Consider the following 3,225-nt stretch of genomic DNA (forward strand, 5'->3'; position numbering starts at 1 on the left):
CGTTGAAAATCACGGTGGCGCCCAGTAGTTTTGTGCAAGGGTGGAAGGTGCGATTCATGGAGAACGGAACGGGCATTTATGATGGTCGAAACGGAGCTACAGACTTGACGGCCAAGCCGGTTGTCTCCCTGTCCAACGGAACAGCCCGGCTCACCGTCAAGTCGGTGTCGAACTCGACTGATGCCGCTGGCCCAAGAGGGGCAAGAGTTTTTGTTCATCTGTTGGACGCGAGTAGTCAGTTCATTTGCACGTCAGGAGACCTGGAAATTGATCAATGGGTTGATGCAGACAATGATATGCAGATTGATTGGTTGATTGCGCAATCGCAGGACCTGTTGAACTGCTTCAAGAGTAGGACCGGAATCGTTGGGGAGGTGGCTCGAAGTGTGACAGGTTTGGGGCAAACACTAGATCCTGTATGTGGGGCAACGGAGATTTTTTCAACCTTCATCAGGATCAGTCCAGTTTGTCAAGTGCGTGATCAGAATGGTAACCCCTTTGGTCCTAACCTTCACAGATTGAACACGAACTGTGACTTGTCAAACACCGTGATCCACGAGGCACGCCATGCATGGCAGAATACGCTGCTGGGACGGAGCAATCTGGGGACGTCTTGCCCGCCTAGTGGCCCTTCGGGTTCACTGAATGACAGTGATTTAGATGGATTGCCAGAAGCAACGCCTCAAGGGTCTAGCGCTGATGGCATAAGGGACGATACACGCAATCAAAGTACGGGCGGCTGTGGTGTTCCGCTTGGAGATTGCCGTGCTGATCCGCAAAATAAGGTCTATTGCCTGACGGAACGAGATGCCCAGAGCTTTGGCAACAACCAGAGGCGAGCCTGTCACTCTAGCTTATGTCAGGGAGGATAAGAACTATGGTGATTTTTGATCGGGTCAAGAAACAGAGCATTTTAATGATGACATGGATTGTGGTTGGTGTGGTGTGGGCCCCTGGCCAGCGTCTAGGAGACGATTTGGATCGCCAGATCGAAGCGCAGCGGCGGCGCCAAGAGTTTTTTGCCGCGCTACAGGTGGACAGATTAGGGCGACTGGGGGTGGCTGAATATGATCCACAGTTAATGGCGCTGATATTGGAACGCCTTGAGATTGGCGATGGAAATATAAACACTGATGCGCTCCATTTGCTGAGACTTGCATTGCGGCAGTGGCAGATGCCAGCGGAGGCGTTGAACCGCATAAGTAAACGAGTTGATCTTGTGCGAGACGAGAACGTCAAGGGATATGCCGATGATATCAAGTGGCAACTGAGTCTATTGCAAGCGAAATCTGGGCCTGCTCAATTGACCATTGCCAAACAGGGATTACGTTCTGGTTCGGAGTGGATTGTTGACTCGGCCATTGATTTTTTGGTCAAAGTTGGGGGAGATGAAGCGAAGCGGCTTCTGCATGAAGCAGAAAAGGTGCGAATGCAGCAAGGCTTAAAAGCGAAGGCTAACCGGATTCGGCTAGGGATCAAACGGATTGAGGTGAATGAGGAGATAGCGCGTCGAGGGAGCGGGGATCAGCTTGAGTATGTGTGGACGATGTTTCAGGAGTATGTCAAGCAGAAGCCTGGGTGGGGGACATTTGAGTTTGTGCTGTGGTTGATGGAGAAGATTGAGGGGATTGGGACGCCGGATGCACTGTGGCGGCTGAAGCAATTTTACGAGGACAAAGGCAACGACCGGGATTACCGGTATGCGGCGCAAGAAGCGTTGGTCAGAAAAGGTCAGCTTCTGCCCAGTCAACGTCAGATCATCACCATCCACGAGATGAGAGGCAGGTAGAGCGATTTTCAATTACATTTAGAGCGATTTTCAATTGCATCTAGCCTGGGGGCCCGCACCTTGCGGGCTGATGCACGCTGGAAGCCTGCGCCCCATGGCAAACTCATTCGCAAACCGCTCTCGGCTGGTGACTCTGCATCTTGCGGACTCATGCATGCTGTGTGTGCTTCCAGAGTAAACTCATTCGCAAACCGCTCCAGCACACAGAAGCAAGTGAGCACGGGCGCAAACCGCTCCAGCACACAGAGGCAAGCGAGCGCGGGTGCAAACCGCTCCAGCACACAGAAGCAAGCGAGCGCGGGTTCAGGACCCACTCTGATATTCCCTGCGAAAAGAGAACGCGGAGCATGCGGATTCAACATCTGCCCCCTGCGCCTGCTCGGTCGCTTCCGTCTTGGTAAAACGCGATGATTGGTTGGCGCCGTCAACACGTCAAGCCGACGAGCGCCGGCGCCAGTGTTCTTTCTCAGTCAAACCAGTTGGTCGTTGACGGCTCGCGCGGTGGACTTTCGTTGATCACAACCTTGCGGTAGGCACAAACAAAGCGGATCGTCAGCTCACCTGATGCGCCGTCAAAGCCGGTGACCTGAATTCGATATGGAATGTTAGGTTCAGCCGTGAACCTGACACGCGATTGAGTTTCCTCAAAGCCGACACCATCGCAATTGCTATCATCGTTGCAGATGACTTCGACAAACTGGTCAAAATCGCACGCATCTGTTGCGTCAACGGCGTAAACCGACAACACGGTGTCGTAACTGCTGCCGCAGGTTGAAACCGTGACAACGGCACGCATCGTTGACATGAACTCGTACCACACGCTGCCTGACGATCGGCCGGGGCCGCCAAGCGGGCATCGGGCAAGTGGTTCTCCGGGTTGATCAGTCGCGTCAGTCGAGTCTTGGTTGAATGTAATGGGACAATCAGTAGCGGTGACGCTGATGCTGTTGACGCAGTCATCATTGGGCGGATGCTGTGGCTCATTTCTGCTCAGCGTGACCGACCGCGCCGGCGCGGACCGCGCTACTCTGGATGCGATTGTGGACAAAGTGACGACGATACAAAGACAAACAAAACATCCAGCAAGCAATGCGACTCTTCTCATACAAGACCCTCCCAGTTGTTGCCCGGCGGGTCTCAGCCTTCTTCATAGGAATTTGCGAAAGTCGGCTCTCTCTTCTCCTGCCAGACCGGATGATGATTTTTATTCGCCACACATGCTACATGGCTGCTTGAAGGATTGTCAAAGGCACAGACGTCCTCCTCTATAAAGTGAGGGATTGACAGGGAATCGCCCTTATGCGATTGCACGCCACGAACCATGAAAATGGTTATTTCGAAGGAGCCCAACAACTCGAGCACAATCCGCGCTGCCGACGCCGAATTGTTCCGGCGGATCAATCGTGTCTGGCCAGCGCGTCAAGCGACGTGGGCGT

Annotated in this window: 2 protein-coding genes; one reads left to right on the forward strand and one right to left on the reverse strand. The window is 53.5% G+C overall.

Features of this window, described 5'->3' with window-relative positions:
• Positions 1–877: 877 nt before the first annotated feature.
• On the forward strand, positions 878–1,789 hold the full coding sequence (locus NZ823_11750; protein MCS6805796.1) for a hypothetical protein: 912 nt from the start codon (positions 878–880) through the stop codon (positions 1,787–1,789).
• Between the two features lie 466 nt (positions 1,790–2,255).
• Here NZ823_11750 and NZ823_11755 read toward each other — a convergent pair whose 3' ends face one another.
• Positions 2,256–2,894 (reverse strand): hypothetical protein, encoded by a 639-nt coding sequence (locus NZ823_11755; protein ID MCS6805797.1) that lies wholly within the window; start codon positions 2,892–2,894, stop codon positions 2,256–2,258.
• Positions 2,895–3,225 lie beyond the last annotated feature (331 nt).

This window comes from Blastocatellia bacterium (assembly GCA_025054955.1).
In the GTDB taxonomy this organism is placed as follows: Bacteria; Acidobacteriota; Blastocatellia; order HR10; family J050; genus JANWZE01.